This is a genomic window from Limosilactobacillus ingluviei str. Autruche 4 (assembly GCF_000312405.1).
GTDB lineage: Bacteria > Bacillota > Bacilli > Lactobacillales > Lactobacillaceae > Limosilactobacillus > Limosilactobacillus ingluviei.
On record NZ_HE997173.1, the window covers coordinates 931,250 to 949,089 of the forward strand.

At 53.2% G+C, this 17,840-nt stretch carries 15 protein-coding genes; 3 read left to right on the plus strand and 12 right to left on the minus strand.

Annotation, left to right across the window (positions count from 1 at the left end; genetic code table 11):
- Positions 1-10: 10 nt before the first annotated feature.
- From ruvA to BN54_RS04630, 12 genes are all read right to left on the minus strand, one after another.
- Entirely contained in the window at positions 11-613 is a 603-nt protein-coding gene (gene ruvA, locus BN54_RS04575) for a Holliday junction branch migration protein RuvA (protein WP_019205981.1), read from the minus strand.
- Between the two features lie 35 nt (positions 614-648).
- On the minus strand, positions 649-2,628 hold the full coding sequence (mutL, locus tag BN54_RS04580) for a DNA mismatch repair endonuclease MutL (RefSeq protein ID WP_040469942.1): 1,980 nt from the start codon (positions 2,626-2,628) through the stop codon (positions 649-651).
- A 9-nt stretch (positions 2,629-2,637) separates the two neighbouring features.
- Positions 2,638-5,226 carry a DNA mismatch repair protein MutS gene (mutS, locus tag BN54_RS04585; protein WP_191976447.1) on the minus strand — a complete coding sequence of 863 codons (2,589 nt, stop codon included), beginning with the start codon at positions 5,224-5,226 and terminating at the stop codon, positions 2,638-2,640.
- A 153-nt stretch (positions 5,227-5,379) separates the two neighbouring features.
- The gene (rny, locus tag BN54_RS04590; protein WP_019205984.1) at positions 5,380-6,933 is read right to left on the minus strand and encodes a ribonuclease Y; all 1,554 of its coding nucleotides are present in this window, start codon (positions 6,931-6,933) and stop codon (positions 5,380-5,382) included.
- A 214-nt stretch (positions 6,934-7,147) separates the two neighbouring features.
- Positions 7,148-8,200, minus strand: a complete 1,053-nt coding sequence (gene recA / locus BN54_RS04595) for a recombinase RecA (RefSeq protein WP_019205985.1) — start codon at positions 8,198-8,200, stop codon at positions 7,148-7,150.
- 83 nt (positions 8,201-8,283) lie between these two features.
- A complete protein-coding gene (locus BN54_RS04600) occupies positions 8,284-9,534 on the minus strand; it encodes a competence/damage-inducible protein A (RefSeq protein ID WP_019205986.1) in 1,251 nt (416 codons plus the stop codon).
- Positions 9,535-9,640: 106 nt separating this feature from the next.
- Entirely contained in the window at positions 9,641-10,225 is a 585-nt protein-coding gene (gene pgsA, locus BN54_RS04605; protein ID WP_019205987.1) for a CDP-diacylglycerol--glycerol-3-phosphate 3-phosphatidyltransferase, read from the minus strand.
- 23 nt (positions 10,226-10,248) lie between these two features.
- Positions 10,249-11,331 carry a helix-turn-helix domain-containing protein gene (locus BN54_RS04610; protein WP_019205988.1) on the minus strand — a complete coding sequence of 361 codons (1,083 nt, stop codon included), beginning with the start codon at positions 11,329-11,331 and terminating at the stop codon, positions 10,249-10,251.
- A gap of 91 nt (positions 11,332-11,422) precedes the next feature.
- Positions 11,423-12,712: an EF-P 5-aminopentanol modification-associated protein YfmH gene (gene yfmH, locus BN54_RS04615; RefSeq protein ID WP_019205989.1), complete on the minus strand. Its 1,290-nt coding sequence runs from the start codon at positions 12,710-12,712 to the stop codon at positions 11,423-11,425.
- Positions 12,712-13,962, minus strand: a complete 1,251-nt coding sequence (yfmF, locus tag BN54_RS04620) for an EF-P 5-aminopentanol modification-associated protein YfmF (RefSeq protein ID WP_019205990.1) — start codon at positions 13,960-13,962, stop codon at positions 12,712-12,714. Before yfmF ends, yfmH begins: the two co-directional genes overlap by 1 nt.
- Positions 13,963-14,172: 210 nt before the next feature.
- Positions 14,173-14,850 carry a DNA alkylation repair protein gene (locus tag BN54_RS04625; protein WP_019205991.1) on the minus strand — a complete coding sequence of 226 codons (678 nt, stop codon included), beginning with the start codon at positions 14,848-14,850 and terminating at the stop codon, positions 14,173-14,175.
- A gap of 237 nt (positions 14,851-15,087) precedes the next feature.
- Complete coding sequence (locus tag BN54_RS04630) at positions 15,088-15,921, minus strand: DegV family protein (RefSeq protein WP_019205992.1); 834 nt, start codon at positions 15,919-15,921, stop codon at positions 15,088-15,090.
- Positions 15,922-16,073: 152 nt separating this feature from the next.
- Here BN54_RS04630 and BN54_RS04635 point away from each other — a divergent pair, with 152 nt between their 5' ends.
- The 3 genes from BN54_RS04635 to BN54_RS04645 all read left to right on the plus strand — a co-directional run.
- Complete coding sequence (locus tag BN54_RS04635; protein ID WP_019205993.1) at positions 16,074-16,586, plus strand: DUF1836 domain-containing protein; 513 nt, start codon at positions 16,074-16,076, stop codon at positions 16,584-16,586.
- Entirely contained in the window at positions 16,570-17,307 is a 738-nt protein-coding gene (locus BN54_RS04640; RefSeq protein WP_019205994.1) for an alpha/beta hydrolase, read from the plus strand. Before BN54_RS04635 ends, BN54_RS04640 begins: the two co-directional genes overlap by 17 nt.
- Before the next feature lie 28 nt (positions 17,308-17,335).
- Positions 17,336-17,840, plus strand: a 505-nt coding sequence (locus BN54_RS04645) for an NAD(P)H-dependent oxidoreductase (RefSeq protein ID WP_019205995.1), incomplete at its 3' end; no start/stop codon positions are given.

Sequence of the window (17,840 nt, forward strand, 5' to 3'; positions counted from 1 at the left end):
CTCCTTTCGACTACTTATTCAACAAACGCAGCCCCGCCCGCAAGTATTCGGCCGTCGGCTGGTCTGGTTCCTTTAGCAGTTGTTTTTCCACCCGCTTGATATCCCGTTCGGCATAGCCTAATGAAGCCAAAGCGGCCAAAGCATCGGCCAGGGCGGGACTTTGCGCAGCGCTGGTCGGTCTAACCGTAAAGTCAAGGGTTAAGTCCGGCCACAGGGCATCGACCTTATCTTGCAGCTCAACAACGATCCGCGCGGCGGTCTTTTTCCCGATACCCGGAAACTTGGTCAGGTAATTGACGTCATTGTCGCCAATCGCTTGAATCAAGGCCTGGTGATCGGGGTTGGCCAGGATGGCCAGGGCACTCTTGGGGCCAATTCCCGAGACCCCCAAAAGTTTCTCGAAGAGCTGCTTTTCATTGGGATCGCTAAAGCCAAAGAGGGTCAGACTATCTTCTTTGACGGCTTGGTAAACATACACCCGGACCGCCGTTTGCTGGTCTACTTCATACGCGTAGGGATTGGCCACCGCAATCCGGTAACCGACGCCATTCACGTCTAAGACAATATAGGTCGGGGTGACCATTGCAACCTGCCCATTTAAGTATTCGTACATTCCGTATCCTTTCTGAGAAGCCCCCCGCTTCCCGCTTAAAACTCATGGTCATCAAATTCGCCCGCAAATGGTTCGTGACTTTCCTGAATTCGTTTGAACAGTTTTTCCAGGTCCCGGTCGGTTAAATGAATCAAGACCGGCCGACCGTGGGGACAATTAAAGGGATTTTCACAATCCGGCAAGGCCGCTAAGAGGGCCACGGCTTCGCGGTCCGCTAGGTGGTGGTTGGCCTTGATCGCCCGTTTACAACTCATCATAATGGCCGTTTTGGCCCGAAAATCCGCGATGCTTAAGCGCCCATCGGCCAAGACCCAATCGACCATTTCCCGAATCGTGTCCTCTTCTTGGCCTTCGATTAACCAGGTCGGGTGACTGGCCACCATGAAACTGTTTTGGCCAAAGGGGCTCAGGTGTAGCCCCGCTCCGGCCAGGGTCGCCAGGTGGCGGTTAATTTTCAGAGCCTCTGCCACTGAGTAGTTTAAAATCAAGGGGGTCAAAAAGCTCTGCTGATCCGCGCTAACCTCCCCGATTTCGCGCCGAAAGCGTTCATAGTTGATCCGCTCTTGGGCCGCGTGCTGATCGACGATGTAGAGGCCATCGGAAGCTTGCGCCAATAAAAAGGTCCCCTGTAACTGCCCAATGTAGCGCAAGGTTGGGAAACGCTGGGCGCTGCTAGTGTCGTCGATTGGTAAGGTGCCCTGTTCGGCCTTCGGGGCGGGCGCAGCTGAGGAAGTAGGCACGGGCGCCGGCGTTGGAAACGGCGGTTTATCCCCTTCACCTTGGTAACGGGCATCAAATTCTTGCACCAGTGGACTTTGCAGCTCACTAACCTGATGGATAATAATGGGTGCCACGGCTCGAGCGGTTGGCTTTGGGGTTTGGGCCGGGGCAGGCGGCAAAGCTTGGGCCTCTAGCGGCGCCGCGGGTTCTTGATAGGCTACCACTTGCTCTTGGACCACCGGTGGCACTTCCGCAGCCGCACTGCCGGCCAAGAGTTGGTCCGTTTTTTCTCCCACATCCGGAATTAAATTTTCCTGGGCCAGCCGAGCTTGAATCGTGGTGGTCAGCAATTGTCCTAGTTGCGCTTCCTTGCTCAACCGCACCTCCCGCTTGGCCGGGTGAACATTCACGTCGACCAATAACGGATCCAAATTAATATCGATGACCGCGAAGGGATAGCGACCAACCATTAATTTAGAACCGTAACCTTCAATGAGGGCCTTGGTCAAATTAAAGTTACGCACGTAACGGTGGTTGATCAGCAGGGTCTGATATTTGCGCCCCGCCCGGGTCAACTCTGGCAAGGACACGTAGCCATGAATGGTAAAATCATCATCCTGGCCTTCAATGGCCACCATTTTACGGGCCACTTTAACCCCATAGATAGCCGCAATTACCTGTTGGAGATTGCCGTTACCGGCCGAGCGAAACAGCTCCTTGCCATTATTGGTTAGGGAAATGGCGACCGTCGGATTGCCCAGGGCCAAGCGGTAGACCATGTCGACAATCTGGCTCAACTCAGTTTGGGGCGACTTTAGGTACTTTAAACGCGCCGGCGTATTATAAAAAAGTTGGCTGACGGTCACATCCGTCCCAGGCCGGGCGGACGCGACGCCTTGCGCCAGCACTTCGCCGCCCCGGACGTGATATTGGTAGCCATCTGCGCCCGCCACGGCCGTCACCATCGTCAGGTCCGCCACCGAGGCAATACTCGGCAGGGCTTCGCCCCGAAAGCCCATTGTCGTGACCCGAAACAATTCCCGTTTAGAAGTAATCTTGCTGGTCGCGTGGCGGCGAAAGGCCAGCGGGACTTGGTCCGCCGGAATCCCTGCGCCATCGTCAATCACCCGAATTTCGGCTAAGCCCGCTTCTTTAACTAAAACGTCGATACGGCGGCTGTGCGCGTCAATGGCATTTTCCACCAGTTCTTTGACGACCGACGCCGGCCGTTCAATTACTTCCCCGGCCGCGATTTGGTCCGCTAAAATGGCCGGTAATTCTTGAATTTGCGCCATTGCGTTCACCTACTTCAACTTTCTTTGCCATTGATAAACCTGATTCATGACTTCCATTGGTGTCAGTCCCATCAAATCCAATTCCTTGAGTTGGGCCAACACCTGGCCGGCTTTTTTGTCCGCTGGCTTGGCGGCCGGCGTGGGGGCCGGACCGAACAATTCTAATTGTCCGCTGGCTTCTTCCACCAACTGTGGGGCTGAGGATGGCGCAACCGGAGGTGTGGCTGGCGTTGGGGCCGCCGCCGTGGTCCCTTTTTCCAGCTGACCTAAAATTACATCCGCCCGGGCCAAGAGACTGGCCGGCAACCCCGCTAATTTCGCCACGTGCACCCCGTAGGACTTGTCAGCCGGTCCGGGTTCCACCCGGTGCAAAAAGACCAGCTCACCGTTTTCTTCACTCGCGCCGACGTGAACATTTTTCAGTTGCGCCAAGCGCTGATCCAGTTGCGTCAGCTCATGGTAGTGGGTGGAAAAAAGGGTCTTAGCGTGGACGTGATCATGGACGTATTCAATAATTGCCTGGGCTAAGGCCATCCCATCATAAGTGGCCGTGCCCCGCCCGATCTCGTCAAAGAGGATCAAGGAATTCGGGGTCGCATTTTGCAAGGCGTTATTGGCTTCCATCATTTCGACCATAAACGTACTTTCTCCCGAGACCAGGTCGTCGGCGGCCCCGATTCGGGTAAAGATTTGATCAAAAATCGGCAAGTCGGCCGCATCCGCGGGCACAAAACAGCCAATTTGGGCCATCACGGCAATCAGGGCTAATTGCCGCATGTAGGTACTCTTCCCCGACATGTTGGGCCCGGTGATCAAAAGGATCGCCGTTTGCGGATCCATCACCACGTCATTGGGAACGTAAGCTTGGTGGCCCAAGAATTTTTCCACGACCGGGTGGCGGCCGCCGGAAATCTTCAGTTCGTGGCGTTGATTTAAGGTTGGCCGCACAAAGTGGTAATCTTCACTGACCACGGCAAAGCTCTGCAAGACATCCAATTCTGCCAAGTTTGCAGCCAGGGCCTGCAGGCGGCTGATTTGGGCTTTGACTTGGTCGCGGACGGCTACAAACAAATCATATTCCAAGGACGTTGACTTTTCTTGGGCTTCCAGGATGATTGCTTCTTTTGCCTTGAGCTCCGGCGTGGCAAACCGTTCGGCATTGACCAGGGTTTGCTTGCGTTCATAACGATCAGCCGGCAGCTTGGCAATGTTGGCCTTAGTCACTTCGATGTAGTAACCAAAGACGTGGTTGTAGCCAATTTTTAAGTTATTGATCCCGGTTGCGGCCCGTTCCTTTTCTTGCAGTTCCGCAATCCATTGCTTACCGTTCTCCATCGCATCGCGGTAGGTATCCAATTGCTGATTGTAACCCGGCTTGATGATTCCCCCCTCGGTAATTGCCACCGGGGCATCCTCAACCACGGCCCGGTCAATCAAAGCCGCAATATCGCTCAGCGGATCCAATCCCGCCGTTAGTTGGTCAAAGACTGGCGCCGCCAAGGTTTCCAAAACGTATTTAATTTTCGGCACTTGTTGCAAGGACGTTTTTAATTGCACTAAGTCCCGGCCGTTGACACTGCCATAAGCTACCCGCCCGGCTAAACGTTCTAAGTCATAGACCTTGGTCAATTCGGCCTGCAGGTTGCTGCGTTCAAAGTAGTGGTCTAATAAAACAGCGACCTTATCCTGGCGTTCCTCAATCTTGGCCTGATCAATCAACGGCCGGTCCAACCAGCGTTTTAATAACCGGCTCCCCATCGCCGTTTTGGTGGCATCCAGCAGCCAGGCCAACGTCCCTTGCTTTTTGCCACTGCGCATGTTGATCATCAATTCGAGGTTGGCCTTCGAATTGTGGTCAATTTTCATGTAGGCATTTAATTCGTAAGCTTGGGCGACTTGCAGATGGGCGAGGGCCCGCTTTTGGGTCGTTAACAAGTAAGAAACCAGTAACGTGACCACCGCAATCTCCCCGTCGTCGGTCAGCGCCTGGGTCAAGTAACTGATTTCTGCTTGCCCCGTTTGCGGCGTTTGGTGGGACAAGAGGAGGTTTTGCTTGGTCAGGACCGTGGTGAGGCTCGCCGGTAATTCCTGGTCATAAACGACTTCCTTGGTCTGCAGGTTGATCAATTCATTAATTACCGCCGCTTCGGTAGCGAGGCTGGTTACCTTTAATTCCCCCGTCGTCAAGTCAGCGTAGGCCAGCTTAAAGCCCGGCGCTTGCGGCAAAACGGCCGTTAGATAATTGTTGCTCTGGGCGGCATCCCCCTTGAGATCCATCTTGGTCCCCGGGGTAACCAACCGGGTAACGGCCCGCTTGACCATTCCCTTGGCCTGTTTAGGATCTTCCATTTGTTCACAAATGGCGACCTTATAACCCTTATCAATTAAAATATCGATGTAATTATCAACCGCGCGGTGCGGTACCCCACACATTGGAATCGGGTTAGCTGCACTGTGGTTACGGGTCGTGAGGGTCAACTCCAGGATTTGGGCCCCCTTAATCGCATCCTCATTAAATAGTTCGTAAAAATCCCCCAACCGGTAAAATAAAAAGGCATCTGGATACTGATCCTTCACCGCTTGGTACTGCTTCATCATTGGCGTTTGTTTTGCTTTTGCCACCTTATCCTCCTTATTTTTCCCGTGATTGAAAATCAGCGCCAACGAGGGCTTACATTGGCTGCTCATCCTTCGCTTGGCGCTGATTCATTTCTCTGGGCCCGCGGGCCCGTTTGACTACAAAGCCCCCGGTTACTTGGCGTAATCAACGGCCCGAACCTCACGGATCACCGTCACCTTAATGTGACCTGGGTATTCCAGTTGGTCCTCAATTTCTTGTTTCACATCGTGGGCCAGGACCGTTGCTTGCCGGTCATTGACCTTAGTTGGTTTGACAATCACCCGCAACTCCCGGCCGGCTTGGATCGCGTAGCTGTGATCCACGCCCCCATGGGCATTGGCAATTTCTTCTAATTGCTTCAGCCGTTGGATGTATTGTTCCAAGGATTCACTCCGTGCGCCGGGCCGGGCCCCAGAAATCGCATCCGCGGCCTGGACGAGCACGGCAATTACCGACGTGGCCGGCACGTCGCCGTGGTGAGAGGCAATCGTGTTGATCACGACCTGACTTTCCTTGAACTTCCGGGTCAATTCCACCCCCAGTTCAACGTGGGAGCCATCGACTTCGTGGTCGATCGCCTTACCAATATCGTGCAATAATCCAGCCCGCTTGGCCATCGTGATGTCTTCGCCCAATTCGGCGGCCATGATCCCGGCCAGCTTAGCGACTTCAATCGAGTGGTGCAGGACGTTTTGCCCGTAGCTGGTTCGGTATTGCATCCGCCCGATCGTCTTGATCAGATCCGGGTGAATGGAATGCAGCCCGAGGTCAAAAACGGTTTGTTCTCCGACTTCGCGCAGGTGGTTGTCCATATCCTTTTGGGCCTTTTCGACGGCCTCTTCAATCCGGGCCGGATGAATCCGCCCGTCTTGAATTAAGTGTTCCAAAGCCATTTTGGCGATTTCCCGCCGGACCGGATCAAAACCACTCAACACGACCGCTTCCGGCGTATCGTCAATGATCAGATCAATCCCGGTTAAGGTTTCTAAGGTCCGAATATTGCGGCCTTCCCGCCCAATAATCCGCCCCTTCATTTCGTCGTTTGGCAAATTAACAACCGAAACCGTGGCTTCTGATACCATATCTGCAGCCGAACGCTGAATCGCATCGACAATCAGGGTCTTGGCTTTGCGATCGGCCACTAATTGGGCCTCTTGTTCGCTGTCCCGGATCATCGTTTCGCGTTCGACTTGCAGCTCGTCTTTTAATTGGTTCAAAATCTGTTCCCGTGCTTGGTCACGGGTCAACTCGGCAATTTCTGCCAACTTGGTTTGTTGAGCTTGAACCAGTTCTGCTACTTGTTGTTGATCTTTTTGAATTTGCTCGTTTCGCTGGTCTAATTTCCGTTCGCGCGAACTGATAGCATTTTCTCGATGTTCAAGCAGACTGTCCTTCCGGTCTAAGGTCGTTTCCCGTTGCAGCAAGCGTTCTTCTTGTTTTTGCACTTCACTGCGGCGGCTCTTTAACTCTTGTTCGACCCCTTCACGATAGCGGTGACTTTCTTCCTTGGCTTCCAAGATAGCCTCTTTTTTGGCGGTCGCCGCTTCCTTTTTAGCGGAAGCAATAATCTCCTCGGCGCTATTGTGCGCTTGTGTAATCTGACGTTCAATAATTGACTTTCGAATTACATAACCGACAATAATCCCGACAACAATAGCGATGACGGCGGTAAATAAGTTATTCATACCCATTTTCCCTCCAAATCAACTATTATTCGTTGTTGGTCTTTTAAAAAGTTCGAAAATACGCGAAAATTTCACGTACAGATTTAATTTTAAACGGGACGAAAAGGGGTGTCAACATTAAGCCTTCGCTCCGGCTGAAAAATAAAAAGTAAGGCCACCGGAAAGCGCCCGGACCGGCCTTACTTATTCCAACTCAAGGTTTAGTTGCGTTTCTTTAATGTTTTTCCTTGGGGTTACTGGCCGTTTCTGGCGTGGTTGCTTCATCTTCGGCTGGTGCTTGGTCCATCCCATAGGCAATCCGCACTTGCTTCATCAAAGTCTGCATTTCCGTTGGGTGATCCGTCAGCCACTTCTTTGCGTTTTCACGCCCTTGACCAATCCGCTCTTCGCCGTAAGAATACCAAGCCCCACTCTTTTTGATCAGATCCTTTTCGGCCGCCATGTCAAGCAGTTCACCCATCTTGGAGATCCCTTCCCCGTACATGATGTCAACTTCCGCCTTCTTAAACGGTGGCGCAACCTTATTCTTGACCACTTTAATCTTGGCCCGGTTCCCAATAATATCGGAACCATCCTTGATTGGTTCACCGCGCCGGATTTCCAACCGAATCGTGGAGTAGAACTTCAAAGCCCGGCCCCCCGGCGTAGTTTCAGGGTTCCCAAACATGACGCCGACCTTTTCCCGAATCTGGTTGATAAAGATCGCAATCGTCTTGGTCTTATTGATGGTCCCGGACAACTTCCGCAGGGCTTGGGACATCAAGCGGGCTTGCAGCCCAACGTGCGCGTCCCCCATTTCCCCTTCAATTTCAGCCCGGGGTACCAAGGCCGCCACTGAATCGACCACGACAATATCAATCGCGCCACTGGAAATCAAGGCATCGGCAATTTGCAGCCCTTGTTCCCCTGTGTCAGGCTGGGACAAGAGCAAATTATCAATATCAACCCCTAAGGCCTTGGCGTATTCGGGATCCATGGCGTTTTCCGCGTCGATGTACGCCGCCGTGCCCCCCTGTTGTTGCACTTCAGCAACCGCGTGCAAAGCGACGGTCGTCTTCCCCGAACTTTCGGGCCCGTACATTTCAATAATCCGGCCCCGCGGGTAGCCCCCGACCCCGAGGGCCTCGTCAATTGCCAAAGAACCACTGGAAACCGTTGCTACCTTAGTATCAACGGCATCGCCCATCCGCATGATGGCGCCTTTCCCGAAGTTCTTTTCAATTTTCTTCAGGGCATTGTCCAGCGCTGCTTTTCGTTCGTCAGCCACAAGCTTCACTCCTTTTTATCAAATCCATGTTTCCATCATATCAGTTTTTGGGCTAAAAACCAAGCATTTTACGAACCTGCGTTCTAATTTTTGCCCTGTAATTGGTGGTAGAGCGCTAAAAGGACCAAGGCCACGCTTTGTTGGCGAATCGCTTGGCGACCCAAGCGGCCATTTAAGCGCAACTGCCAAGCCCGCGGGGCCGCGCCTTGCTGGGCAATCGCCACAAAGACCGTCCCGGCAGGATGTCCTTCTAAGGGTTCCGGGCCGGCCACCCCCGTAAAGGCGACTCCATAATCGACGGCCAACGCCCGCCGGGCCCCCTCGGCCATTTCCGCTGCCGTTTGCGCGCTGACCACGCCTGCCTGTTCAATCGTGGCCTGCCGCACCCCAATCAGCTGGTGCTTGGCGCGGGCGGCATAAGTCACAAAGCCCCCATCAAAGACGGCACTGGCCCCGCTGACGCTGCACAGGGTACTCTGAAACAGCCCCCCGGTCAGACTTTCGGCCGCCGTAATTTTGGCGCCGCGCTGGCGTAACAAGGCGACTACTTGCCCAGCTAAGGTCACCGCCGGGCCGCTGCCAAAGTAATACGCGCCTTCCTTAGCCACAATGGCCTGTTGCGCTTGATCCAAGAGCTGCTCGGCAACCGCCGGCGTTTTTCCAGTCACCCGCAAACGAACTTGGATTTCAGCTGGTTGGACGTAAGACGTTGCCACGACCGGCAAATCCCCTAACGCAGCGGCAATTTCGTCCATCAATAAGGACTCCGGCTGGCCCACAAAGTGCAGCACCCGGGTCTGGACTGGAGTCGTCGTCCCGTAGTGAGCCCGTAATTTAGGCAGGAGACTGGCTTGCACCATTGCCTTAAATTCCCGCGGGGGCCCGGGCAAGACGGCCACTGCCGCTTGCTCGCTCACCAACCAGGATCCCAAGGCCAGCCCCACCGGGTTGGCTAGCGGTTCGCCACCGGCCAAGTAGTAAGCTTGGCGAATATTTTCCGGCGTCATTGCCACTTGACGGTGGGCAAAGTCCGCTTGAATCGCCGCCCAGTGTTTCGTTGCCAAGGTTAAATCAACGCCCAGCGCGCGGGCCACGCTCGGCAGGGTTTGATCATCCGCCGTGGGCCCTAAGCCCCCACACACCAAAACCAGGTCCGCCCGCTGGCAGGCCAATTTGACGGCTGCTTCAATTTGAGCTGGTTCATCGGTCACCGTCGTTTGCCACTTGGCCACCAAATCCAATTGGCGCAGCTGGTCCGCTAAATAGGCAACGTTGGTATTAACGATCTGCCCGAGGATCAGTTCGTTACCCACGGAAATAATTTCTACTTCCATTTTTCCCCTCCTACTCTTTATATACGCGTTTTAGGTCCATTTTACACTTTTTTTCTGGTAAAAATTTAAAAAAAAAGAAGCTGGCCGAAGCCAACTTCTGCAGTCCTTATTTAAACCCGTCGCTAAAAATATCCTTGCTCTTGATAAAGTAATCAGCCCCAGAGTAAACCGTGAAGAACAAGCACAGATAAAGCATGATTTCGCCAAAGGGAATGTGCCAAATGGCAAACAGGGCGTTGTTTAACAATAAGAAGATGATCGCAATGAACTGGGTCGTCGTCTTGATCTTCCCCGGCATCTTGGCCGCCATGACTTCGCCATTTTGTTCGACAATCAGCAACCGCAGCCCCGTCACGGACAGTTCCCGCCAGATGATGATTGACGTCACCCACGCTGGCACACTGCCGCTGGCCGTTAAGACAATAAAGGCCGTCATGACCAATAATTTGTCGGCCAACGGATCGGCAAACTTCCCGAAGTTGGTCACCAAGTGATCCCGCCGGGCAATCCGCCCGTCTAAATTATCGGTAATCGTTGCCGCAATAAACAGGATTGTCGCCCAGAACTGGGCAACCGGAACCGTCGCCCCTAAAAAGCTGATCTCACCCCACCCCAAGGGAATGACCATCAGTAACAAGAAAAATGGAATGATGATTAACCGCACCACGGTTAATTTATTTGGTAAATTCAAACTAAATCCCCCTCAAAGAATGTTTAATGACTGGCCGCCGTAGTTTGATTATTCGTAGTGGCCGCCGGCGTAGTGGTTGAAGTCGTCGTCTGGGTAGTGGTCGTTGGGGTACTGGTCGAAGTTGTGGTCGTCCGTTGGGTCGTTTGCCCAGTACTCGTCGTCCCCGTAGTCGTCGTGGTCCGGTTGGTTTGGTTGGTCGTAGCCGTTGAACTCGACGTAGTTGCACTAGTTTGCGTTGTGCTGTTGCCCAGGCTCAGCGTAATAACCCGCGTTGATGGGTATTGGTTGTCATTGGTAAAGTTTAACGTCTGGTTGCCCAGCTTGATCGTTACCCCGTTGCCGGAGCCCAAAGTGATCACAATTCGCTTGGCCGTCTTACTTAAGGTCACCGTCCCGGTTTCCTTCGCTGACAAGGTCTTCGCCAACTGACTGACGTTATCAACATTAACGGCGGCATACACGGCCGTGTTCGCCGCTTTAATCGTCAGTTTAGTGTCCTTGCTTAAGGTTTGACTTGTCGTGTAGACCACACTAGTCGTGGTCCGCGAGGTTTCTTTGAACTTCAACTTTTGACTCTTGGCCTTAGGCTTGCTGGAAGCAGCCTTCTTTGGCGCATGACTGGATTCACCAGAAACCGAAACCGAACTGGAATCAATTTTGGTTGCCGAATCAGCCCGGTTCTTAATAATCGTGGTCGCCCAAATCGCCCCTAAAATAATGACGACAATCGCCCCGACAATCACGGTTGGGATGTACTTGCGGGCCTGATCAAAGCCATCAGTTGTCACCCGGTGACTGCCGCGCCGCGTCTCGACCGCTTGGGAAAGGTGTTCGGAGTATTCCGTCGTCTTGGTCTTGGGTAAATAATCATCGTAGTCCTTTAATAATTCATTGCCGTCCAAGCCAACGGTATCGGCATACTGCTTCACAAATGCCCGAACGTAGAAATCACCGGGTAGTTCCGCAAAATTTTCATCTTCAATCGCAATTAAATACCGCTTCTGAATCTTCGTCGCCTGTTGCAAATCATCTAAGGTATACCCCTTGGCAACCCGGGCCTCTTTAAGCCGTTGACCAATTTGCAACTGCTGTTCATTTTCGCTCATAACTTTGTTCCTCAATTCTTTTCACTAATAACCTAGGCTAGTATAGCACATCTAGCGCCCCGCAAATTTTAAAGATCCGTTAATTGCGACGTTAATTTTCCGCATCAATTTCGTAAACCGACAGACGGTCATGATCCATAAAGTCAGCCGCGGCTTGCTGGATATCCGCCCACGTTAAAGCCCGCAAGACCCGAATTTCATCGTAAATCGTCAGCGACCCGGTTTCTCTAGTCGCAAACCGGTTGACGATCGCTTCTGGTGAATCCAAGGCCCCAATCAAGCGACCAAGCGTGGCGTTTTTGAGCATGGCAAATTGAGTTTGTACCCTTGCCAGTTCAGCTGGCGCATTTTCAACCAAATTAGCAATTGCACCGCGAAAAGCCGCTTGCTGCGTCGTTTCGGTCGCAAACAGGGCAAAATCGAAGCCACGATTGCTTTCGTAACTAAACGAAAAGGAATCATCAATGATCCCTTGATCATACAAGGCCTGGTAGTGTTCCCCCGTATCATCAAACAATAATTCCAGCATCATGCTGATTGCCACTTGACTCTTTAAGCGGGCCAAGGGCGTGCCCGCTGGCAAATGGCCGCGCAAGCCCACCATCACTTTCGGCCGCAAAACTGGCATCGTTAAATGCCGGTAGGGCAACAGGTCATGCCCGCTGGGGTCGGCCGGAGTAAAGGTCAGTGGTTCTTGCAGGGGGGCGGCAAATTGCTTTGCCGCTTGATTTTGTTCAATCCAAGCCAAAGTTTCCGCCGGATCAAGGTTCCCTGCCACTTGTAAGGTCAGGTACTCCGGCCGGTAGTAAGCCGCATGAGTCTGGTACAGCAATTCCGGGGTAATCGTCTTAATTGACTCTTCGGTCCCGGCAATATCATCCGCCAGCGGATCATGGGGATAGAGGTTGCCCATCATCCCCATGTACAGGCGACTGTCGGGGTTATCATTGTACATTTTTATTTCCTGGGAAATAATGCCAATTTCCTTAGCGACCGTTTGCGCCGTAAAGTACGGGGTCTGGACAAAATCCAACAGTACTTCCAGGTTCTCCCGGAAATTGCTGGTGGTCGAGTACAGGTAACTGGTCTGGGTAAAGGACGTAAAGGCATTGGAATCCGCCCCTAATTCCCCAAACAAGTCAAAGGCATCATGATCGGCCTTTTCAAACAATTTATGTTCTAAAAAATGCGCCAACCCCGCCGGTAAGCTTTGTCCCCCTACGACCGCCGGCAAAGTGCGATCAAGGGCGCCAAAATCCGTGGTCAGCATCGCGTAAGTCTTGTGGTACCCCACCATCGGAATCAAGCGGACCTTGAGTCCGTTGGCCAAGGTCGTTTCATATAAGGATTGATTAAATTCTGCGTAAGTTCGTTTTTCCATTATTCATCCCCGCTTAACAAATAGACCGCCGCTGGCTCCAACTGCGCCGCCAAATGCGCGACTTGGGCGGGCGTGACGGCGGCTAAAGCGGCCGGGTAATCCAATTTAGTTGGTTGTTGCAAGAGGGTCTTCGCCAGGGCCCGGCCCAATAGGTAGTTTTCATCATCTTGACTGGCCAAGTACTGGTTGAGCAAGCCCGCCTTAACTTTGGCCAACGTCGCCACGTCAAAATCGCCCGCGGCCAAAGCTTGCACCTGGGCTTCAATTAATTGTTGCGCGGCGGGGGCCTGCTGGGCCGCAATCCCGGCTTGAATCACCAGGTGACCAGCAAACGGCCGTAAGCTGCTGCTGATTGAATAGGCCAAGCTGGCTTTTTCGCGGACGTTGACAAACAACTTGGAATACGGGCTGCCACCCAACAACCCATTCATCACTAGCGCGGTCGGATAGTCCGCCGTCCCAAAGTACACTGGTTGGCGGTAAGCCAAGTTTAAATGGGCCTGCTGCAAAGGTTGGTGTTCCGTCAGTTTCTTTAACGGTTCAGCCGGTTGATTATGGAATAAGTTGGCCGGCAAACACGCCGGGCGCGCTTGAAACGGTAATTTTTGCAAACTAGCGGCCACCTGGTCTGGATCAACGGCCCCAATCACGAAAATATCTACCTGATCATCAGCCAACATCGTCTGGTAGGCCGCGTAAGTCGCTTCGTTCGTCAAAGCGGCGACTTGCGCCTTGGTCCCGGTGCTCGGAACTTCCATTACCGAACCGGTTTGATAATACAAGCGCTCTAATTGGCGCAAGGCATAAAAGTGCTTGTCGTCATCCCAGGATTGCAAAGTCGCCACTAAATTAGTCTTTTGCAACTGCCAAGTTGGCACATCAAACCGCATCCCATCAGCCAAGGGGTGAAAGAGTAATTCCCCCATCGTTTGTACCACCGCATCCAAGAGGTTGGGCGCAAATTGTTCATTAATAAAAGTCGCTTTAAAACGGACCGTGTGGGCATGACCAAGCCGGGTCACATACGCCCCAACACTGGCGCCGTAAAGCTTGGCCAAGTGCCGCGCTAAGGCGGTTTGGGTCGAGTAAAGTTGACTGCTGGTTGTCAAAACGTTGGCCAGCAGATTCCGGGCAGCCGCATTGTTACGCGTTTGCAACCGGGAAAAATTGAGCAGCAGCTTCGTCTGCTTGAACTGTTCAGTCGCCAGCACGTGAACATTCACGCCTGGCACCAGTTCAAAATCCACCATTGAAAATTCCTCCTCAAAACTGGTTTGCCGAAGTTCAGCAAGCCAACCTATGTACGGGTCACTAAACGACCTCATCAATCATACCAAACCCACCGGGGAGAAAACCATGGAAAAGCCAAGAATTTCCCCGAAAAAACAACTGGCCGGTCACGAAAAGTCGCGCCGACCATTTAATTATAACCAAGGTTTAATCTGCAGAGAAAAAGTAATTTAGGCTTGGCGCCATTCCGGCGGCAGGTGCTTACTAGCTTCGCGTACAGCAAGAGCAGACATTGCGGCCTGGTGCGTTTGCAAAAAGGCCATTACCCACGCCGGCTTAGTCTTGGCATAGTCACGCAAAGCCCAGCCAATCGCTTTTTGCACAAAGAATTCCGGCACCGCCAAATTATTTTCGATAATTTGGGCCAATAACGCTTCATCCGTGGCCTGCTTGCGTAATAATTGGTGCTCAATTGCTGCCCGGCGCAGCCAAAAATTATCGGCCCGCGACCAGGCCAACACGGCGCGCCGCAACTCCGGAAAACGGGCCACCAAGGCCCCCACCGGTTTGATCAAAATATCGACCGTATCCCACCAGGACTTGGTACAGATCAAATGGGCCAACCGCGGCCAGTCCGCCGGCGTCAACAGGGGTGTGACGAGCACCAAGTAATCACAGGCCAAGTATTGCAGTTCGCGTTGGGGGGCTGCCCAACACTGGTCAATAAAGGACCAATCTACCTGCTCGGCGTGTTTGGCCGCCCGCAACCACGGCCGGGCTAGTTCCCGGCGCCGCGCCGCACTCAACCCAAAGAAGGCAAACTGATCGCGCATGTAATGGGCCATCCCTTGGGCCCGCTTCGCATCCGCGGCCGCCGCAAAGGCCGCGCTGACTTGGGCATAATCCATCTTCTTCCTCCCTTTCTTCGGCAAACTTACTTTAATTATAGCAAAACGGCCGCCCCAACGAGGCGAACCGCTCAACTCTTCCAGCTTCTGTTGGTTTTTCGAATATTACCCAGATCACGTGGGAAATAACCGCAAGCCGGATGGATAAGTACGAACGAAGAACGACGCGTACCGCGCCAACCTTCGTCCTAGCTTATCCATCCGGCTTGCCGAGAAGGTTATTTCCCACTTTCATCCCTATGATTCCATTTTTGCTCCGATCATTAAACCGCCCTGTTCGGCATAAAAACTGCACAGGGCATTACAAGTCCCAATTTCTACTTGGCAGGCTGGGTACTGAGCTTGGACGGCAGCTTGCAGCGCCGTCGCACCAGCTAAATTATCAGCGTGGTCAATGACCAGGTGCTGGCCGTCAAAATGATGTTTGGCCAGTAGCTGTAACAGCGCCTTGCGGGCTCCCTTTTCGCCCCGCGCCTTAGCCAGGGGTTGCACTTCCCCCGCTTCATCCGCCCAGCCAATCACGTTGATTTTCAAAGCTTGGGCCAACTTGGCCGCCGCCTTATTGACCCGCCCATTGTTCGCCAAGTTGTTCAGCGCTTTAAGGGCAAAAAAGACCTTGGTGTGCTCAATTGCTGCCGTAATTTGCGTCACAATCTCAGCGAAGCTCGCACCGGCTTGAATCAGCGCGCTAGCCTCTTGGGCCACCATCCGTTGGGCCGGCCCCGCCACCTTCGTATCGAAAACGGCAATCTTTTGTTCCGGGCGGACTTCCTGGGCCATCATCTGAGCGAGGCGGGCCGCATTATACGAGCCCGACGTCGCTGCCGAGATGGTAAAGACGAACACTTCATCCGCTTGCCCGTAGGCTGCCAAGTACTGTTCCGCACTCGGGCACGCCGTCTTAATCGCCTTGCCCGCGGAAAAAGCCGCAAACGCCGCCCGATCAAAGGCCGGGATGTCGGCAAAGCTTTGCCCCCCGCTGGTTAAGGACAGGGCCACACTCTGGTGGAGCACGCCATTAATTTGGTCGGCAAACAGGTTCGCCGCCGAATCCGTAATAATTTTCCGCATTGCTACATTTCCTTTCTAACGTCTCATTTTGTATGCTCAGCTTATCGCATTCCAAAAACATTGTCAACGGTTTTTGAAAAACCGATAAGCGGTTCGACCTTGTAGCAGCGGTTCTTTTAATTTATACTAAGCTTAGTGAGGTTTTAAAAAGCATGAACAGAGAAGCAAAAATTCAACACGCGGTACGGCACTTTCGCCTGCCTCGTTACCAAGAATTACCAACCGTCGAACTCTACTTGGATCAAACAACCGAATTGCTTAACGAGCACCTGGCGATTTTGGGCGACGTGAAAATCACCAGCTCGATGATCAGCAACTACGTTAAACACCAGTTGATCCGCCGCCCGGTCAAAAAACGCTATGGCGCCGACCAGCTCGCTGAGCTCTTCTTTATTGCCGTCGCCAAAAATGTGATGCCGCTTAGTGATTTGAAGGTGGCATTAAAAATGCAACGCGCCAGCTATGCTACGGCCACGGCGTATGATTACTTTGCCGAGGAATTGGAAAACGTTCTGGCCTACGTCTTCGGCCTTAAAGCAAGGCTGGCCACCGTGGGTGCAGAACAAGGCGAATATAAGCGGATGTTGCGTAATATCATTAAAGCAGTTGCCTATAAAATCTACGTTGATGCCTACTTTAAGGTGAAAAATGCGGAAGAAAAATAATTCCCGCCGAATTAAAAGCGGCCTGCTCATCATTTTGCTGCTCTTAAGCCTTAGCGGGGTAATGGGCGGGCTTTGGCTCAAGCACCATACCTACCAACCAACGGCCGCCACCCGCCAAGCCCTGCAAAGCGCAACGGTCAAACGTGATCAAATTATCTTTCCGGCCCACGGGCAACGTCAGTTAACCGTAATTTTTTATCCCGGCGCGCTGGTCGAACCAGCGAGTTACGCCCCGTGGGCGCACCAGGTCGCCCAAGCTGGTTACACCGTTAAAATTGCTCGCTTCCCGCTGAATCTAGCGATCTTAGCACCAAAGCAAGCCCGCGCCCTAGTTCCGGCCCACCAGGCCTACGTCATTGGTGGTCACTCCCTAGGTGGGGTGATGGCCGCTCGTTGGGCCCACCAACATCATCCGGCGGCGCTAAAGGGCGTCTTTTTCTTCGCTTCCTACCCGGATCAAAAGGGCCGGCTTGATCACACCAGTCTGCCAGTCTTGAGCTTGACGGGGAGTCGGGACGGCGTCTTGAACTGGTCCCGGTTCCGCACGGCGCAGAAATATCTCCCGCGTGAGACGACCAAGCAAACCATTACTGGGGGCAACCACGCCGGGTTCGGCGCTTACGGACCACAAAAGGGCGATCGAGCGGCGACAATCAGCAATCATGCCCAACAAACCGCGATCGCCCAGGCACTGCTCAAATGGTTAGCCACGCTGCATTAAACCGTCAGCCACAGAAAGGATGGCCAAAATGAAAACAACAATTTTCCTCTTTCACCCGGCCTTTGCCCACTCGCGGGCGAATGCGGCCCTGGTGCACAATTCGCCGGTTGAAGTGCGCGATTTATATCAACTGTACCCTACTGAACTTATTGACGTCGCCGCTGAACAGGCGGCTTTGAGCGCAGCCGACCGGATTGTGTGGCAATTTCCCCTGTACTGGTACAGTGGCCCAGGGTTGATGAAAAAATGGCTCGACCAAGTGCTGACCGCCGGCTGGGCCTATGAGGGTGGGACGGCCTTACAAGGGAAAGAATTGCTGATCGCCACCACAATGGGGGGAAAGTTGACCGATTACCAAGCCACCGGCCCCCAAGGGCACACGGTCACCGAATTTTTATTGCCGCTGACCGTGACCGGGGAATACGTCGGCATGCAAGTCTTACCCCCATTTATTGTTGCCGATACCGTAAACATTACGGCGGATCAATTAGCCGCGGCAGCGCAACGTTACCACCAGCGCTTGCTTGTCCCAT